Source organism: Rhizobium leguminosarum (assembly GCF_002953715.1).
Lineage (GTDB): Bacteria > Pseudomonadota > Alphaproteobacteria > Rhizobiales > Rhizobiaceae > Rhizobium > Rhizobium leguminosarum_V.
This window is the reverse complement of the sequence record NZ_CP025012.1, coordinates 4,103,602-4,120,226: the sequence shown is the minus strand read 5'-3', so window position 1 is coordinate 4,120,226 and position 16,625 is coordinate 4,103,602. Positions and strand designations below refer to the sequence as shown.

At 60.8% G+C, this 16,625-nt stretch carries 16 protein-coding genes and 1 tRNA gene; 7 read left to right on the top strand and 10 right to left on the bottom strand.

Annotated elements, in window-relative coordinates; translation table 11 throughout:
- Nucleotides 1–3: 3 nt before the first annotated feature.
- Together CUJ84_RS20495 and CUJ84_RS20490 are read left to right on the top strand one after the other, a co-directional pair.
- Nucleotides 4–1,926: a glycoside hydrolase family 127 protein gene (locus CUJ84_RS20495; protein WP_105007543.1), complete on the top strand. Its 1,923-nt coding sequence runs from the start codon at nt 4–6 to the stop codon at nt 1,924–1,926.
- Between the two features lie 24 nt (nt 1,927–1,950).
- Nucleotides 1,951–3,027 carry an ABC transporter ATP-binding protein gene (locus CUJ84_RS20490; protein WP_199788738.1) on the top strand — a complete coding sequence of 359 codons (1,077 nt, stop codon included), beginning with the start codon at nt 1,951–1,953 and terminating at the stop codon, nt 3,025–3,027.
- A gap of 53 nt (nt 3,028–3,080) precedes the next feature.
- Here the strand turns inward: CUJ84_RS20490 and dxr are convergent, their stop codons facing one another.
- Entirely contained in the window at nt 3,081–4,271 is a 1,191-nt protein-coding gene (gene dxr, locus CUJ84_RS20485) for a 1-deoxy-D-xylulose-5-phosphate reductoisomerase (protein ID WP_105007541.1), read from the bottom strand.
- A gap of 406 nt (nt 4,272–4,677) precedes the next feature.
- Here dxr and CUJ84_RS20480 point away from each other — a divergent pair, with 406 nt between their 5' ends.
- Both CUJ84_RS20480 and CUJ84_RS20475 read left to right on the top strand, forming a co-directional pair.
- On the top strand, nt 4,678–5,328 hold the full coding sequence (locus CUJ84_RS20480; RefSeq protein WP_105007540.1) for a hypothetical protein: 651 nt from the start codon (nt 4,678–4,680) through the stop codon (nt 5,326–5,328).
- Between the two features lie 63 nt (nt 5,329–5,391).
- A complete protein-coding gene (locus CUJ84_RS20475) occupies nt 5,392–5,682 on the top strand; it encodes a BON domain-containing protein (protein ID WP_105007539.1) in 291 nt (96 codons plus the stop codon).
- A gap of 82 nt (nt 5,683–5,764) precedes the next feature.
- Here the strand turns inward: CUJ84_RS20475 and CUJ84_RS38020 are convergent, their stop codons facing one another.
- Together CUJ84_RS38020 and CUJ84_RS20470 are read right to left on the bottom strand one after the other, a co-directional pair.
- Entirely contained in the window at nt 5,765–5,968 is a 204-nt protein-coding gene (locus CUJ84_RS38020) for a hypothetical protein (RefSeq protein ID WP_158686951.1), read from the bottom strand.
- Nucleotides 5,969–6,043: 75 nt separating this feature from the next.
- On the bottom strand, nt 6,044–6,286 hold the full coding sequence (locus CUJ84_RS20470; RefSeq protein WP_105007538.1) for a hypothetical protein: 243 nt from the start codon (nt 6,284–6,286) through the stop codon (nt 6,044–6,046).
- A gap of 147 nt (nt 6,287–6,433) precedes the next feature.
- Here CUJ84_RS20470 and CUJ84_RS20465 point away from each other — a divergent pair, with 147 nt between their 5' ends.
- Nucleotides 6,434–6,952 carry a DUF2937 family protein gene (locus CUJ84_RS20465; protein ID WP_105007537.1) on the top strand — a complete coding sequence of 173 codons (519 nt, stop codon included), beginning with the start codon at nt 6,434–6,436 and terminating at the stop codon, nt 6,950–6,952.
- Nucleotides 6,953–7,110: 158 nt separating this feature from the next.
- Here CUJ84_RS20465 and eat read toward each other — a convergent pair whose 3' ends face one another.
- The 5 genes from eat to CUJ84_RS20440 all read right to left on the bottom strand — a co-directional run bounded on the left by eat (nt 7,111) and on the right by CUJ84_RS20440 (nt 12,574).
- Nucleotides 7,111–8,475 (bottom strand): ethanolamine permease, encoded by a 1,365-nt coding sequence (eat, locus tag CUJ84_RS20460; protein WP_199788737.1) that lies wholly within the window; start codon nt 8,473–8,475, stop codon nt 7,111–7,113.
- A gap of 29 nt (nt 8,476–8,504) precedes the next feature.
- Nucleotides 8,505–9,251, bottom strand: a complete 747-nt coding sequence (eutC, locus tag CUJ84_RS20455) for an ethanolamine ammonia-lyase subunit EutC (RefSeq protein WP_105008259.1) — start codon at nt 9,249–9,251, stop codon at nt 8,505–8,507.
- Nucleotides 9,248–10,696 (bottom strand): ethanolamine ammonia-lyase subunit EutB, encoded by a 1,449-nt coding sequence (locus CUJ84_RS20450; protein ID WP_105007536.1) that lies wholly within the window; start codon nt 10,694–10,696, stop codon nt 9,248–9,250. The genes eutC and CUJ84_RS20450 overlap by 4 nt, the downstream gene beginning before the upstream one ends.
- 583 nt (nt 10,697–11,279) lie before the next feature.
- Nucleotides 11,280–11,356: transfer RNA gene (locus tag CUJ84_RS20445), tRNA-Arg, on the bottom strand.
- A gap of 54 nt (nt 11,357–11,410) precedes the next feature.
- Nucleotides 11,411–12,574 (bottom strand): M20 aminoacylase family protein, encoded by a 1,164-nt coding sequence (locus CUJ84_RS20440; RefSeq protein WP_105007535.1) that lies wholly within the window; start codon nt 12,572–12,574, stop codon nt 11,411–11,413.
- Nucleotides 12,575–12,731: 157 nt separating this feature from the next.
- On the opposite strand from CUJ84_RS20440, the gene CUJ84_RS20435 reads away from it, so the two are divergent.
- A complete protein-coding gene (locus tag CUJ84_RS20435; RefSeq protein WP_105007534.1) occupies nt 12,732–13,865 on the top strand; it encodes a D-alanyl-D-alanine carboxypeptidase family protein in 1,134 nt (377 codons plus the stop codon).
- 19 nt (nt 13,866–13,884) lie between these two features.
- The gene (locus CUJ84_RS20430) at nt 13,885–15,054 is read left to right on the top strand and encodes a CobW family GTP-binding protein (protein WP_105007533.1); all 1,170 of its coding nucleotides are present in this window, start codon (nt 13,885–13,887) and stop codon (nt 15,052–15,054) included.
- Between the two features lie 99 nt (nt 15,055–15,153).
- Here CUJ84_RS20430 and CUJ84_RS20425 read toward each other — a convergent pair whose 3' ends face one another.
- Together CUJ84_RS20425 and CUJ84_RS20420 are read right to left on the bottom strand one after the other, a co-directional pair.
- Complete coding sequence (locus CUJ84_RS20425) at nt 15,154–15,378, bottom strand: sulfurtransferase TusA family protein (protein WP_017989572.1); 225 nt, start codon at nt 15,376–15,378, stop codon at nt 15,154–15,156.
- 5 nt (nt 15,379–15,383) lie between these two features.
- The gene (locus CUJ84_RS20420) at nt 15,384–16,610 is read right to left on the bottom strand and encodes a L,D-transpeptidase family protein (RefSeq protein WP_105007532.1); all 1,227 of its coding nucleotides are present in this window, start codon (nt 16,608–16,610) and stop codon (nt 15,384–15,386) included.
- Nucleotides 16,611–16,625 lie beyond the last annotated feature (15 nt).

Sequence of the window (16,625 nt, the reverse complement as noted above, 5' to 3'; positions counted from 1 at the left end):
CCTATGACCAAAGCAAGCAATGACCGCCAGTTTCGTCCCGTCGCCGTTCCCGATGTGGAGCTCGGCGGCTTCTGGGGCAAATGGCAGGACGCCGTCTGCAATTCCACTGCCGAGACCCTGCTCGACCGCTGCGTCGAGGCCGGCATGCTCAGGGCGATCGACGTCGATCAGCCGAGCCCCGGCGTCGTCATTCCGATACAGCCATGGGGCGGGACGACGCAGATGTTCTGGGACTCCGACCTCGGCAAGTCGATCGAAACGATCGCCTATTCGCTCTATCGCCGGCCGAACCCGAAGCTGGAGGCGCGCGCCGATGAGATCATCGACATGTATGAGAAGCTGCAGGATGAGGACGGCTATCTGAACGCCTGGTTCCAGCGCGTCGAGCCGAGCCGCCGCTGGACCAACCTGCGCGACCATCACGAGCTCTATTGCGCGGGGCACCTGATGGAAGCCGCGGTCGCCTATTATCAGGCGACCGGCAAACGCAAGCTGCTCGACATCATGTGCCGCTATGCCGATTACATGATCAAGATTTTCGGTCACGGCGAAGGCCAGATATCAGGCTATTGCGGCCATGAGGAAGTCGAGCTGGCGCTGGTCAAGCTCGCCCGCGTGACGGATGAGAAGAAATATCTCGAGCTGTCGAAATACTTCATCGACGAACGCGGCACCGAACCGCATTTCTTCACCGCCGAGGCAAGCCGCGACGGGCGCGATGTCTCCGAGTACCACCAGAAGACCTATGAATATGCGCAGGCGCACCAGCCGGTGCGCGCGCAGACGAAGGTCGTCGGCCACGCGGTGCGCGCCATGTACCTTTATTCGGGCATGGCCGACATCGCCACGGAATACAAGGACGACAGTCTGACGGCAGCGCTGGAAACGCTCTGGGACGATCTGACGACCAAGCAGATGTACATCACCGGCGGCATCGGGCCGGCTGCCTCCAACGAAGGCTTTACCGATTACTTCGATCTGCCGAACGATACCGCTTATGCGGAGACCTGCGCCTCGGTCGGCTTGGTGTTCTGGGCGAGCCGCATGCTTGGACGCGGGCCGGATCGGCGCTATGCCGACATCATGGAACAGGCGCTTTACAACGGCGCGCTGCCGGGGCTTTCGACCGACGGCAAGACGTTCTTCTATGACAATCCGCTTGAAAGTGCCGGCAAGCACCACCGGTGGAAGTGGCACCATTGCCCTTGCTGCCCGCCCAACATCGCCCGGCTGGTGACCTCGATCGGCTCCTACATGTACGCCGTTTCGGACAACGAGATCGCCGTGCACCTCTATGGCGAGAGCACCGCGCGGCTGAAGCTTGCCAACGGCGCCGAGGTGGAACTCGAGCAGACCACCAACTATCCGTGGGAAGGTGCGGTCGCCTTTACCACCAGGCTGGAGAAGCCGGCGAAGTTTGCACTGTCGCTGCGCATTCCGGACTGGGCCGACGGCGCAACCCTCAGCATCAATGGAGAGATGCTCGATCTCAATGCCAATATGCGGGACGGATATGCCAGGATCGATCGTGAGTGGACCGCGGGCGATCGTGTCGCCCTCTACCTGCCGCTGGCGCTTCGCCCGCAATATGCCAATCCGAAGGTGCGCCAGGACGCCGGCCGCGTCGCATTGATGCGCGGCCCGCTGGTCTATTGCGTCGAAACCACAGACAATGGCGAAGACCTCAATGCCATCGTCCTGCCGCGCGAGCTCTCCACAGCCGAAACCGTCGTGCTGAAGGATCTCAATGATGCCGTCGCCCTCGATCTCAAGGTCGAGCGCGAGGAAACATCGAACTGGGGAACAGCGCTCTACCGCAAGTCGCCGGCTGAAAGGCAGGTCGCCACCGCGCGTTTCGTGCCCTATCATCTCTGGGACAACCGCGCGCCCGGAGAGATGCTCGTCTGGGTCCAGTCGGACAGATAGGTCTTTTTGGGGATGACGAACGGTATGGGTAACAAGAGCGTCGTGCTCCAGGACGTGCGAAAAAGCTATGGCAATCTGCAGGTAGTCCATGGGATCGACCTGACGATCGCGGAGGGTGAATTCGTCGTCTTCGTCGGCCCTTCCGGCTGCGGAAAATCGACGCTTCTTCGCATGATCGCCGGCCTGGAAGATGTGACCGACGGGGAGGTCGAGATCAAGGGACGCATCGTCACCGATCTCGATCCATCCGAGCGCGGCATCGCCATGGTCTTCCAGTCTTACGCGCTCTATCCGCATATGAGCGTGCGCGACAACCTGGCCTTTGGGTTGAAGATGGCGCGCACCAATGCTGCGGAGATAGAGACGCGCGTCAAGGCCGCCTCCGCGATCCTGAAGATCGACCATCTTCTCGACCGGCGGCCGGGACAGCTTTCCGGCGGCCAGCGGCAACGTGTGGCGATCGGCCGGGCGATCGTGCGCAAGCCCGATGTCTTCCTGTTCGACGAACCGCTGTCCAATCTCGATGCCGAACTGCGCGTTTCGATGCGCATCGAGATCGCCCGCCTCCACCGCGAACTCGGCAACACGATGATCTATGTCACGCACGACCAGACGGAGGCGATGACGCTCGCCGACAAGATCGTCGTGCTGCGCGACGGCCGCGTCGAACAGGCGGGAACGCCGCGGGAAATCTACGAGAATCCCTCGAATACCTTCGTGGCGGGCTTCATCGGCTCACCCCGGATGAACCTGCTGAATGCCCGCTGGGGTGAGGGAGGCCTGGTCGAAGTCGCAGGCACGCGCATCGAAAGCGGTCTTCCGCCCGCAAACCGGCCGATCGGTGCCGCAGTGACGCTCGGTTTACGGCCGGAGCATCTGAAGGTGGCATCCGACCTATCGGGCAGCCTGACCGCCAGGGTCGATTTTTCGGAATATCTCGGGGGAACGCAATATCTCTACTGCCAGCTTGCCGATGGCCAATCGCTCACCGTCGAGCATCGGTCACCGATCAGTATTGCGGCGGGCGAGCAGGTGAGCCTGCTGTTTGAACCGTCGGATTGCAGACTGTTCGACGAGGGTGGGAACCGGTTGCGCGAATAGCGGCCGTCAGGATCACAGGCGGGCGACCACTTCGCGATCGGCCCGTCTGAACTTCACTCGGCGATCGCCAGCGTCATGAGCTCCGCCGCACTTTGCCGGGCCTGCCTGTCGGCGGCGAAGACATCGTCCATGCTGGAAGCCGGCGGCAGGCCGGCCAGATCGTCCATGACCCTCTCGGTGACCTCGGCCATGGCGAGGAAGGACAGCCGCCCTTCGATGAAGGCTTCGAGCGCCACTTCCTTGGCGCCGTTCAGCACCGCGCCCTGAACGCCGCCGCGCGTCATGGCCAGGCGTGCGAGCCGCAGCGCCGGAAACCGCACCTCATCCGGTGCCTCGAAATCCAGCCTGGCGAGCTTGGCGAAATCCAGCCGCTCGACCGGCAGGTTCGGCCGGCGCGGAAAGGACAGGGCATAACCGATGGCGGTGCGCATATCGGGCGCGCCGAGCTGCGCCAGCACAGACCCATCCGTATAGCCGACCATGGAATGGATGATCGATTGCGGGTGGAAGATGACCTCGATCTGTTCGGGTCTGAGACCGAAAAGGTGCCGGGCTTCGATCATCTCCAGCGCCTTGTTGAACATCGAGGCGCTGTCGATCGAGATCTTCAATCCCATCGACCAGTTCGGGTGGGCGCGCGCGGTTTCCACCGTCACATCAGCCATGTCACGCAGCGAGGCGGTGCGGAAGGGGCCGCCTGATGCCGTCAGGATGACGCGCTCGACCGCGTGGCGCTGGTTCTCTTCCAGCACCTGGAAAATGGCGTTGTGCTCGCTGTCGACAGGAAGCAGCCTGCCGCCGCCTTCGCGGATCGCTGCGATAAAGAGATCACCGGCCGATACCAGGCATTCCTTGTTGGCAAGAGCGATATCGGCGCCGCGGCGTGCAGCGGCAAGCGTCGGCGCCAGGCCCGCAGTGCCGACGATTGCCGCCATTACCCAGTCGACTTCGCGGTCGGCGGCTTCCATCAGGCCGGATTTTCCCGAGGCGACCTCGATGCCGCTGCCGGAAAGTTCACTCTTCAGTGATTCGTAATGCCGGTCGTTTGCCGTCACCGCCAGCCGCGCGCCGGATGATTTCGCCTGCCGCGCCAGCAATTCGACATTGCCGCTGCCGGTCAGCACGGAGATTTCGAAGTTCTCCCGTCCGCCCAGATGATCGACGACATTGAGTGTATTCTGGCCGATCGAACCCGTCGAACCGAAGATGCTGAGGCGCCGCGGCGCACTTTTGCCGGTCATCATGTGGAATTTCGCGAAAATTTCTCTCGTAGGCTCAGGCTCTACTAGGGTTTGGAGGGGGCGGCAAGTGTGCGGTGCAGCAGATTTCAACCCTTGAGGGGTTTACAGAGCGGCGGCCGGATGTGATCCTAATAACAATCCTTACGGGGATTGGGAGGTTCCGCCGCGACCGTTCACGGTCGCATGGGCAATTCGGGACGCTGCGGCGTCCATTGAAGAACATGCACTCGGTGCCACAGGCTTTCCGGCCAAAATTAAATCGAGGATGAAACCGGGATCGACGGCTTGGCCGTGATTTCTATCGCGGGCTTGGCCACGATCCCATCGCGCTCGTTGCGAGCGCTTTCATAGGTGCTGTCGCGTCGGTTTCGGCGCTGGAGCCCCGCGTCAGGTTAAACGATCGGATTTCATGACGATATTCAAAATAGCATGCATTCTTTTCGCCATCCTGCCCTCGCTCACCACTGCAGCGCGGGCGGACGACCTGCTGATCTGGTCGCCGGCCAAGCTTTCGGACCGGTCCTACAAGGCGACGATGGGTTTTCGCCTGCCGGCGGAATGGGAAACGAGCGCCGGCGCCGATATCGCGCTTGCCTCGACCAAGGGCGGGGCGCCGCTGCCCGATTCCGAACAGGCAATGCTCTGGGGCAGGATCACCAGGACGAGCGTCACCCCGGCAAGCCAGTCACAACAGGGCGCGAGCGTCAGCGTCGATACGCTGCGCGGCAGCGGCGCGCTGACCCTTAGCCGCTCGCGCAGCTGGATCCTGTCCGATTCGCTCGACATGCAATCGAGCCGGTCCATCAGCGTTCAATTTGATGCGGTCGATGCCCGGCAGGCTTCTGTGACGGCATCGCAGGCTCTGAAACTGATCCATCCCTGGACGGGAACCTCGCTTTCGGCAGGCACAGGCGTCAGCAATGTCACCGGCGACTTCTCGAGTACGGTGGCGGTCAGCCAGACTATCCTGCCGAACCTCAATCTCGATGCGTCGATGAACGATCCGTTTTCGGGGGATGAGGCTGGCAGCGTCAATCTCCGCTATCGCGTTAACTGGTAGCGGCGTTGAAACCAAACTCTGTCGAAGGGCGTTTCCTCCGCAGGTTTCACGGAGGAATGGATCATGGTTTTCAAGGAGCAGACATTTCACGGGCTCGAACCCGAGATGGAAGCCGAAATCGCCAATCGCGCATCAGTCGAAGCGGCCGTGGCCAATGCGCTTGCGATCGCCGGCGGCATCGATGCGTCTGATGTCGAAGTGACGATGGAGAACGACCAGATCGTGCTGAGCGGCACCGTCGGCACGGTCGGCGAGATCGAACGGGCGACTGCTGTCGCCAAGGCCGTCGAGGGGGTGCATTTGGTGCAGAACCGGATTCTGCTTGGCGGATCTTCGCTTGACGGTCCGCATTGACCAAACGGCGGGCTGCTCCGGGCGAGACATGCCGGACCAGGAATATTTCCACGTCGTCGCCTATAAGCCGGCGCTCAGCTGATCAACCGGCGAAGCGTTCGACGAGAAAGGACGAGCCGGCCAGACGATCGGTTTTCTGCATCGCGCCCGGACTCTGCGGCTGATAGGCGATGGCAAGCAGCACGACGCTGACGGCGACATAAGCGATAGCCAATAGAATCATCTTGATACGCATGATGAATACTCCCGCTTCACGATTAACGCGGCTGATATTGCGAAGTTCCATCGTCGAGATCTGGGCGAGATCAAATGGAAAGCCCGGCTGGGAAGTTCAGCCGGGCTTTTCCTGCATGGATTTGCCTTATCGGCAGATTCGGGTTTCCTTGACGACCGTATGGCCGTGACGGCGGATTTTTTCCGTCTTGGTGAAGCAGTCCTGGGAGACGTGGCGCGGCCTCATGTGATGGCGGTAATAGGGCCGTTCCGCATGACGGTAAGTGGGGCGCGAATCATCCGTGGTGATGGTCACACTTGCCGCCTGGGACGGCATTGCGGAAAAGATGGACGCAGCAGTGAGCGTGCAGGCAAGGATAATCTGTTTCATGACAAGTCTCTCTTTCTGAGTTGGTCACGGCATCAACTCGCCGGAAGCACAGTCGGTTCAATCACATAGAGTTACCGATTGTGACGGAGGCAGAAACCTTTCCCGCCGCGGATCGTTAGCGCAGGGGGACAGCCGGAGGCATAGATCATGGGACCGATTGCAAGGATCATTACCGTCGTCGCCGGGCTTGCCGGCGGCACGGTGTTTTCGCAGGCGCCGGAATTTGCGCAGCAATACCGCCAGCGGATCGGCGGGGCGATCGACGAATTGCGGGTCATCGTCGAGGATTTCAATGCCCAGGCGGCCGAACATCATCTCGATCGCCAGCAGGCGCTGAACGCCTATGCGCAATCATCCGACGATTTCCTGCGCGACCGCGGCGTCTCGATGCGCAGCACGATCACGCGCTACGAATCGCTGCTGTCGCAGCAGCTCCACCTCGGCACCGCCGCACCCGTCGCCAAGCCCTTTGTGCTGCTGGGGAATGCCGATGACGTCGTCTTCGCCAATACCTGGCGCGACTTCGTGCCCGGCGTGCCCGTTAGCTTTGCGGGTCTCGTCTGGAGCGCGATCGGATTTCTCGGCGGCTGGGTCGTGGCTGTACTGCTGGGATTGGGTGCGCGGCGGGTCACGAGGACGCGGCGAGTCCATCGTCAGGTGCGGTGAACCAACCGGTGGCGAACGTGGCACTGGCCCCGGAACGTAATGATATCAGCCAAGCTTTGCGCTGAAATGACCCCCGCCAAACTTCGGCGGGAGTCATCGATATTGATTGGAACCGGTTCGCCCGGTTGCCTTCCCGGTGATCGGGCCAGAGAGCCTTGTTACGTGGACGCTGCCGCTTCCTTGGCGATGCCACCTGAAAGCAAACGCCAAATGCCGAATGCCACCACGCCCATCGCGAGGAAGATCACAAAGATCAGGAAGTTGTAGTAGATCATCGCCGCCAGTGCGACGAGGGCGAGCCCGAGGGCAATGGCTGGCACCACGGGATAACCCCAGGCCCTGAAGGGTCGGGCGAGTTCAGGTTCGGCCTGACGCAGCTTGAACAGCGATGCCATCGAGACGATGTACATGATGATCGCGCCGAACACCGACATGGTGACAATATTGGCAGTCAGCGGCAAGCCGCCGATCTGGATCAGGCTGTCGGAAAAGATGGCTGCGATGCCGACGGCGCCACCTGCAAGGACTGCGAGGTAAGGCGTGCGGAATTTCGGATGGATCTTCGCGAGAACTTCCGGCAGGTAGCCTGCGCGACCCAGCGCGAAGATCTGCCTGGAATAGCCCATGATGATGCCATGGAACGATGCGATCAGGCCGAACAGACCGATCCAGACCAGCATATGCAGCCAGCCGGAGGATTCGCCCACGACCGCCTTCATCGCCTGCGGTAGCGGATCGTTGATGTTGGACAGCGTGCGCCAGTCGCCGACGCCACCGGCGAAGATCATGGTGCCGAAGGCGAGGAAGACGAGTGTCAGAATACCCGCAATATAGGCAATCGGCACGGTACGGGTGGGGTTCTTGGTTTCCTCTGCGGCCATGGCCGCGCCTTCGATCGCCAGGAAAAACCAGATGGCAAATGGAATGGCGGCAAAGATGCCTCCAATGGCACCGACCGAGAATTCAGGGGCGCCAGCCCAGCCATTGGCCGCGAAATTGGCAAAAGAGAAGCCCGGCGCGACGACACCCATAAAGATCAGCAGTTCGGCAATCGCCAGAATGGTGATGAAGAGTTCGAAGGTTGCTGCGATGGTAACGCCGACAATATTGAGCGCCATGAAGACGATATAGGCGCCGACAGCCGCCACTTTCGGATCGAGCCCCGGGAACTGCACATTGAGATAGGCGCCGATGGCCAGCGCGATGGCCGGAGGGGCGAAGACGAATTCAACCAATGTCGCAAAACCGGCAACGAAGCCGCCGAGCGGGCCGAAGGCCCTGAGCGCATAGGCAAACGGTCCGCCGGCATGCGGAATAGCCGTCGTCAACTCCGTGAAGGAGAAAATGAAGGTGGTGTACATGACGGCAATCAGGATCGTGGTGATCAAGAAGCCGAGTGTGCCGGCAGCCGCCCAGCCATAGCTCCAGCCGAAATATTCGCCCGAGATGACGAGGCCGACCGCAAGTCCCCATAAATGCAGCCCAGTCAGGCTCTTGGCGAGCGTCGGTTGAGAATTTGACATGATTGTTCCCCTTTTTTGTAGATTGAACTTTATGCTTCTTGGTGTGGCAGCGCTTCTATGGCGCCTTCGGCATTTTCCTTGAGATCGACACCGGTCAGTTGCAAGCGAAGCGCCTCCCGGACGATCCAAACGATCTTGTCTGCTGCGACCTCGTAACTGAGCCCATCGGCATGAATATTCGAAATACAGTTGCGCTCGCTGTCACGCCGTCCCGATTGCGGTCGGAACGTGATGTAGGCGCCGAGACTGTCAGGCACGCTTAGTCCCGGCCTCTCGCCGATCAGCACGATGGCAACTTCAGCACCAAACGCCGCCGCTGCCTCATCACCAAACGCCACACGCGCCTGCTCGCCCAATATCACCGGGGCGACGCTGAAGCCGCCGAGACGCTTTATACATGCCTTAAACAGCGGCACCGCGTGGTGCTCGACCGCCGAGGCCGAAAGCCCATCTGCGATGATGAAGGCGATATCATAGCGATCGCCTGAGCTCGGGAGATCGGCTGCGTTGGTCTGACGGCCGAGATCCGGGCGCGCCAGATAGATCGTACGGTCTTTGGCGCGAGAGCGAATCCGGACCGTCGGCACGGGAGCAAGCTGCTTGGCAAGGGCGACAAAATCCACTTGCCCATGCACGGCATCCCGCGCCCGGGCATGGGCAAGCTGGAAGTCGAGAATTGCCGATGTCGGCAAGGCGTCGCCCGCCCTTCCAAGCCCAATTCGGGCGCGGGTGGCGTTGCGGAACCGCGCAAACGGATCTCGTTCGAAGGGAGTCATGCCGATGCCCTGTAGCTCAAGAGATTGCGAGAAAAGGCGCCCGAGGCGCTGGCAGGCGCAAGACGACCCGTGTGATCAATCATGCCCATGCGATGAAGCCAGGCTTCGAACTCCGGAGCGGGCGGACGATTGAACTGGTGCCTGAGGCCGACAATATCGTGGTAGGAAAGGCTCTGATAATTGAGCATGACATCGTCGGCGCCGGGCACCGCGATGAGGAAGCTGACGCCCGCGACTGTCAGCAATACCATCAGATTATCCATATCGTCCTGGTCGGCTTCCGCATGGTTCGTGTAGCAAACGTCGACCCCCATCGGCACGCCAAGCAGTTTGCCGCAGAAATGATCTTCGAGCCCGGCGCGGATAATTTGCTTGGCGTCGAAAAGATATTCGGGGCCAATGAAGCCAACCACCGTATTGACGAGCAACGGATTGAGTTCACGTGCAACGGCATAGGCCCGCGTCTCGATCGTCTGTTCGTCGACACCGTGATGGGCGTCGGCCGAGAGCGCGCTGCCCTGGCCGGTCTCCAGATACATGACATTGTTTCCGACTGTGCCGCGTTTCATGGAAAGTGCTGCCTGCTGGCCTTCCCTGAGGACGGCGAGATCGACGCCGAAACCCTTGTTGGCGGCTTCCGAGCCGGCGATTGACTGGAACACCAGGTCGAGCGGCGCTCCAGCCTCGATCGCCTTGATTGATGTGGTGACATGGGTCAATACGCAGGATTGGGTCGGGATATCGAACCGTTCGCGCAGCCGGTCGAAAAGAACCATCAACCTTGTGCAGGCTTCGAGATTGTCGGTAGCCGGGTTGATGCCGATCACCGCATCGCCGATCCCATAAAGAAGTCCGTCGAGCGTCGAGCCGGCAACGCCTTCAGGATCGTCGGTGGGATGGTTGGGCTGAAGACGGCTCGACAGTCGGCCGGGCAGACCGATCGTGGAGCGAAAGGCCGTGACCACCTCACATTTGCCGGCGACGGTGATCAGATCATGGTTGCGCATGATCTTGGAGACCGCCGCGACCATCTCGGGGGTGAGGCCTGGTGCAATGGCAAGCAGTCTTTCGGCGGTCGCCTCATAAGAGAGAAGCCAATCGCGAAACTCACCGACCGTCATATGAGATACCGACGCGAATGCCATCCAATCATGGCGGTCGACGATCAGTCGGCTGACCTCGTCGACCTCGTATGGAATGACGAGATCCTCCAGGAAAGTTTTGAGAGGCATATCCGCGAGCAGATAGCGTGCGGCCACCCGCCGCTCGTTGCTTGACGCTGCGATCCCGGCCAGCACGTCACCGGATTTCAGCGGCGAAGCGCAAGCCAAGACCGATTTCAGATCCTGAAAGACATGGCGTTCGCGTCCTAGAACGATCGAATATGTTGTCATCTGCTCCTGGCCGTCGATCAGCCTATTCTCAATGCCCGAGAACTCGTCCACCTTCCGGTTGTGAGAATTCGTGGGCTTCCGCCGAGCATGTTCGGCTCTACGCCAAGCAACGCAAGAAGCGTGCCATTCTTATGAGCTGATATACCGAGGCAGCCGTGCCGAAGGCTTCGCATGGCCGGACCATGACCGCTCACGCGGCGCGGCTATCGCAGAGACTGTTTTCAATTTAGGGTAGCTAATTCTCAATAGTGGTTGTATCCACTTTACGACAACATGCTCCGATGTGCGCAGATTTGCGTCCGGCTCAACACTGATTGCGCAAATATTCGTTGATCGTCCTGATCCAGTGGTTCTGGCACGATTGCTTTTTTGGTGGGGCGGTCTGCGCTGAGACGCGATCGTCAATTTTGAGCGAACTGACCGTGGATCGACGCCGATGTTGAAAAACTAGCCAGTTGAACGAGTCCAATCGATCGGCAATTTCTTCGTCCCAAGAGCTCGGTCGGGCGGCCTCAGCGCGACACTTGGCCTCGCTATTACCGATCAAAGGCCGGTTTCTCATGACATCATTATTGCGTTCTTGCATGTCTGCAGGAACGTGCGTTCTGTCAAGGGAGGTGACCATCTGATTGACTGGTGATCCCGGCGCGATTCGAACGCGCGACCCCCAGATTAGGAATCTGGTGCTCTATCCTGCTGAGCTACGGGACCACTTGAGTGCCATGCATACAAAAGGCTTGGCGGGAAGCCAAGCCCTAATTGTTGCTAGAGACCGAGGCGCTGTTCGGCGAGGCGGACCCAGTAGGAGATGCCGTGGGCGATGGCTTCGTCGTTGAAGTCGTAGGCCGGGTTGTGGAGGCCGGCGCTGTCGCCGTTGCCGATGAAAATGAAGGCGCCGGGGCGGGCGTTCAGCATGTAGGAGAAATCCTCGCCGCCCATCATCGGGTCGATCTCGGCGTTGACGTTGCCTTCGCCAGCGATGGCGCTGGCGGTGGCCACCGCATGCTCGGTTTCATCGGGGTGGTTGACGGTGACGGGATAGTTGCGGTGGAAGCTGATTTCGGCCTCGGCGCCGTGGGCAGAGACCAATCCCTCGACGACCTGCCGGAACCGCGTCTCGGCGAGCGTGCGCACCTCGGAGTCGAGGGTACGAACCGTCCCGGCGAAGGTCGCATCGTTCGGAATGACGTTATGGGCAAAACCGGCATTGAACTTGGTCACCGAGACGACGACCGAGCGTAGCGGATCGGCGCTGCGCGAGGCGATCATCTGCAGATTGGCGACGATCTGGGCGCCGATGGCGATCGGGTCGATCGTCCGGTGCGGCTGGGCGGCGTGGCCGCCGCGGCCCTTGATGGTGACGGTGAATTCGTCGGTCGCCGCCATGATCGCGCCCTTGCGGGTGGCGAACTGGCCGACAGGCAGGCCCGGCAGATTGTGCATGCCGTAGACCTCTTCGATATCGAAGCGCTCCATCATGCCGTCCTTGACCATCAGATTGCCGCCGCCGCCGCCTTCTTCGGCGGGCTGGAAGATGACGGCGACATTGCCGTTGAAGTTGCGGGTCTCGGCCAGGTATTTCGCGGCGCCGAGCAGCATGGCGGTATGGCCGTCATGGCCGCAGGCATGCATCTTGCCCGGTGTCTTCGAAGCCCAGGGTTTGCCAGTGATCTCGGTGAGCGGCAGGGCGTCCATGTCGGCGCGCAGGCCGACCGTGCGGCGGCCTTCGCCCTTGCCTTTGATCAGGCCGACGACACCGGTGCGGCCGATGCCGGTGACGATCTCGTCGACGCCGAATTCCTTGAGTTTTTCGGCAACGAAGGCGGCCGTATTTTCCACCGCGAAGAGGAGTTCGGGCCGGGCATGAATATGGCGGCGCCATTCGGCGACCTCGTCCTGCAACTCCGCGGCTCTGTTCAAAATCGGCATATCGGCGTTCCTGTTATGAAATCTCGACAATCTTTCATCGCATCACAAGGGTGTGAGGCTGTGGAAATTACTTAGTCAATGACCTTTGCCATGTCATAGCCATATAGGCTAAATAGGGGAAGATTTCGAGATTTTCCTGATATCTGAAGGACGAACCGTGTCGACGCGCCACTTCCGTTTGTTTGCTGCCTTGCGGCCGCTTTCTTTCGTATCAGCGGCGACTGCCGTTTTTCTGGGCTCCGTTTCGCTTGCCCAGGCCAATCCGCATATTCTCGTCGACGTCCAGACCGGCCGCGTGCTCGAGCATGAAGAAGCCTTCCGCAAATGGTATCCGGCCTCGCTGACCAAGCTGATGACCGTCTATACCGTGTTCGATGCAATCCGCGCCGGGCAGATCAGCCTCGATACGCCCATCGTCATGAGCAAGCGCGCCGCCGCGCAGCCCGCCGCCAAGATGTATTTCAAGCCAGGCCAGAAGCTGACGCTCGACAGCGCGCTGAAGATCCTGATGGTGAAATCGGCTAACGACATCGCGGTCGCGGTCGCCGAAGCCATTGGCGGTACGCAGGAAGGCTTCGTCACGCGAATGAACGGCGAGGCGCTGAAGCTCGGCATGACGGATTCGCATTTCGTCAATCCGAACGGCCTGCCCGGCAAGGGGCAGTATACGACGGCGCGCGACCTTGCGGTGCTGACGGTGGCGCTGCGCCGCGATTTTCCGCAATATGCCGGTTATTTCTCGCTGGAGGGCTTCACGACCGGTCAGCAGAACGTGCCGAGCCTCAACATGCTGATCGGCCGCTTCGCCGGCGCCGATGGCATGAAGACCGGCTTCATCTGCGCCTCGGGTTTCAACCAGATCGGTTCGGCGACCCGCAACGGTCATACGTTGATCTCGGTTGTGCTCGGCACCGACAGCCTTGCGGCGCGCGCGGATGCGACAGCCAACCTTTTGCAGAAGGGCTTCACCGCGCAGTTTCCCGGCAACGACACGCTGGGTTCGCTGAGGCCCTACGGTTCGGGACAAGACCAGGTTACCGACATCACCGCCGACATCTGCAGCGCCAAGGGCGCCAAGGTGCGCAGCGAAACGCGCGACGAGGTCGGCCGCATGAGGGTGCAGTCGCCCTACATCCAGCCAATGGACCACGATCCGCAATTCGTCTTTGCCGGCCTCATTCCGGGCCAGGATCCGCAGCCGGCTGCGCAGCCGGAAAAAATGGCGCGGGGCGATACCGCGGGAGCGATCGCCAATGTGCCGGTGCCGATGCCGCGCCCGACATCCTTTTAAGCTTTTAAGGTAAAATGACATGAGCGCGCTCAACGACAGGATTCCGGTCACCATCCTGACCGGCTTTCTCGGCGCCGGCAAATCGACGCTGCTCAACCGCATCCTCAAAGATCCGGTGATGAAGGATGCGGCTGTTATCATCAATGAATTCGGCGATGTCGGCATCGACCACCTCCTGGTCGAAAGTTCCGGCGATTCGATCATAGAACTTTCCGATGGGTGCCTCTGCTGCACCGTGCGGGGTGAACTTGTGGATACGCTGGCGAACCTGATGGACGCGGTGCAGACGGGCCGCGTCAAGCCGGTCAAGCGTGTCGTCATCGAGACGACGGGCCTTGCCGATCCTTCGCCGGTCATGCAGGCGATCATGGGCAATCCCGTCATCGCCACGAATTTCGAGCTTGACGGCGTCGTCACCGTCGTGGACGCGGTGAATGGGCTGCAGACGCTCGACAATCACGAGGAAGCGCGCAAGCAGGCGGCGGTCGCCGACCGGCTGATCGTCTCGAAAAAGGCGATGGCCGAGGCAACGGACGGGCTGGAAAAGCGCCTGCGGGCGCTCAATCCGCGTGCCGTGATGATGGATGCCGACAGCGCCGAAGCGGGCAGTGCCGCAGTGCTGGTCAACGGGCTCTACGATCTGGCGACGAAGATTGCCGATGTCGGCCGCTGGCTGCAGGACGAGGATGCGCACGAGGCGCATCACAATCACGACCACGGTCGTGATGGACATCACAATCATGGCCATGATCATGATGGTCACCACCACCATCACGCTCATGCGGATCAGGATCCGCATGACGTCAATCGTCACGATGCCTCGATCCGTTCTTTCTCGATCATTGAGGAGAAGCCGATCGATCCGATGGCGCTTGAGATGTTCATCGATCTCCTGCGTTCGGCCCATGGCGAGAAGCTGTTGAGGATGAAGGCGATCGTGTCGGTCTCCGACCGGCCGGATCGGCCGCTGGTGCTGCATGGGGTGCAGAGCATTTTCCATCCGCCGGTGCGGCTTCCCGCCTGGCCGGGGGAAGACCGGCGCACACGCATGGTGCTGATCACCAGGGATCTGCCGGAAGCCTTCGTGAAGGATCTCTTCGACGCCTTCCTCGGCAAGCCGCGCATCGATATGCCCGATCGTGCGGCGCTCTCCGACAACCCGCTCGCTATTCCCGGCCTTAGAATTTAGGGCATGTCGCGCAAAAGTGTGCAGCGGTTTTGCGCCAAAGACATGCGGAAAACAAAGACCTAAAGTGCGGCAAGCGAATCTGAAAGATCGCGACGCGCTTTAGCGCTTGCGGATCAGGAAGCGGTGGCCGCTTTCGGTCTTTTCGGTCTCGACCAGTTCGTGGCCGTCCTCATTGCAGAAATGCGGCATGTCGATCACAGCAAGCGGATCGGTGGTGTCGACGCGAATGAGCGTGCCGCTCGCCATGGCGGCGAGCTTCTTGCGTGTCTTGATCACGGGCAATGGGCATTTCAGGCCGCGAAGATCGTAGAGAACGGGGTTCAAGCCGTTCAGTTCCTCGCCCAGAATTTCCAGAACGGCTTCTTTGCCGTGGCTTCCGCCGTTTCCTGCGGTTCGGGCGCCGCAAAGGCCAGCGGGTTCTGCATCGGCACCGGCACGACCGCAGGTGTTGCGGCAGCGACTGCCACTGCCTGCGGCTGGGCAGGTGCCACAGGCGTGGCGCCCGGCGCGGTCTTGGCGGCGAGGCCCTGCGCGGTGCGCTTGGCCATCAGGTCTTCGAGTTCGGCGACCTTGACCATGCGGCCGGCTTCCAGCGAGGTGCCGGTCGGGGCGTAAGCAAGTTCGCGGCCCTTGCGCAGCTTGGCGACCACGGCCTTGCGCTCGGCTTCTGTGGGATCGTACCAGGCCATGCCGTCAAATTTGCTCATCGCCTTGGCATAATCGGCATCGTAGGTCTTGCCGTAGGAGGCAAGAGCCGCGGTCAGCGCCGGCGGCGTCGACATAGCCGGGCACTTGCCGGCGGCATTGAAGGCGCCGCCGTCGGTTGCCTGCTGATTGAAGACGTATTTCTTCTCGCAGACATTCACTTCAGGCGGGCGCTTCGTCACTTCGAAATTGTCGTAGCCGACCTTCAGCATCTTCCAGAAGTCGTAGCTGCTGTCGAGGCGATGCTTCACCATGTTTTCCGCTGTCATGCGGAAGGGGAAGGCCTGCAACTGCACCGTCGCCTGGCCGCCCTTGAAAGCGTCGCGGGCGAAGGCGTAGATCTCCAGCACCTGCTGGTCGGTCATCGAATAGCAGCCGGAGGAGGAGCAGGCGCCGTGGATCATCAGATCGGAACCGCTGCGGCCGTTCGCCGCGTCGTAGCGGTTCGGGAAGCCGGTGTTGATCGCCAGATAATATTTGGAATTGGGGTTCAGGTTGGCGCGCGTCAGGTCGTAGAAACCTTCCGGCGCCTGCCGATCGCCGGTCTTTACCTTCGGGCCGAGACGGCCGGACCAGGCGCAGATCTTGTAATCGGCGATCTTGTCAAAACGGTTGTCGGTCTTCGCCTTCCAGATCTCCATGGCACCTTCTTCCTTGAAGATGCGGATCATGATCGGCGAATTGCGGTCCATGCCCTTGGCGGACATCTGAGCGAGGATATGGCTGGGAAGCGGCTGCTCGACCTTGTTCTTGACCTTGGAAAGATCGACTTGCGCGGTTTCCAACGCGTCATTGCAGCCGGACAGAGCCAGCGCCATGAGGGAAATATAGGCAAAATGACGTATGCGCATCCAAACTAGCCCATA